Raw genomic sequence first — 553 nt, 5'->3', positions numbered from 1 at the left:
CGTATAAGCATCTGTCCCAAACTCACCAAGCTGAAGGATTAAGTTTTCGTGATCAGTAAAAGATATTTCCTGATCTCTAAAAAAAATCATTTTATGTCGATAAAGGGCATCTTCGATCTCAGCCATGACATCGTCGCTGACATCGCTTAAATCTACACCTCTAATTTCTGCGCCCATAGCAGAAGCTAAAGGATGAGCAGTAATATGCTGATAATCTTTTGCACTATTATCGAAAAGTCCTGTGGGGTGAACACTATTAACCATTTTTAATCCCTTAAAAATTGTTGAAAATGAGTTTTACTACATTAACTGAAAAAACAATATTTCAATACGATTACTAATTTTTCGCTAATAAAAATTAAACCTTACAAGCAACACTCGCTTCTTGTGCCTTTTCATAAACGCCTTGTGCGTCTAATCCAAGCGCTTCCACGTTATTGAGGTATTTCTCAATTTCTGTCTTGAGTATACCGCTCCAAGCAGGATCGTTTAATGGATCAGGAATCTCTATCATCGTATCGCCGCGAGCTTTGGACTCAGCTTTAACCCTGAT

Annotated in this window: 1 protein-coding gene and 1 pseudogene; both read right to left on the bottom strand. The window is 37.6% G+C overall.

Annotated features, from left to right (window positions below; translation table 11 throughout):
- Positions 1–264, bottom strand: a 264-nt coding sequence (locus ACS8FD_RS23585; RefSeq protein WP_439277636.1) for a TauD/TfdA dioxygenase family protein, incomplete at its 3' end; no start/stop codon positions are given.
- A gap of 94 nt (positions 265–358) precedes the next feature.
- A pseudogene (locus tag ACS8FD_RS23580) lies at positions 359–553 on the bottom strand (TRAP transporter substrate-binding protein); the annotation flags it as partial.

Source organism: Psychrobacter sp. 1U2 (genome assembly GCF_051847575.1).
Note: the sequence above shows the minus strand (reverse complement) of the source record. Positions and strands in the feature narration are given on the sequence as shown.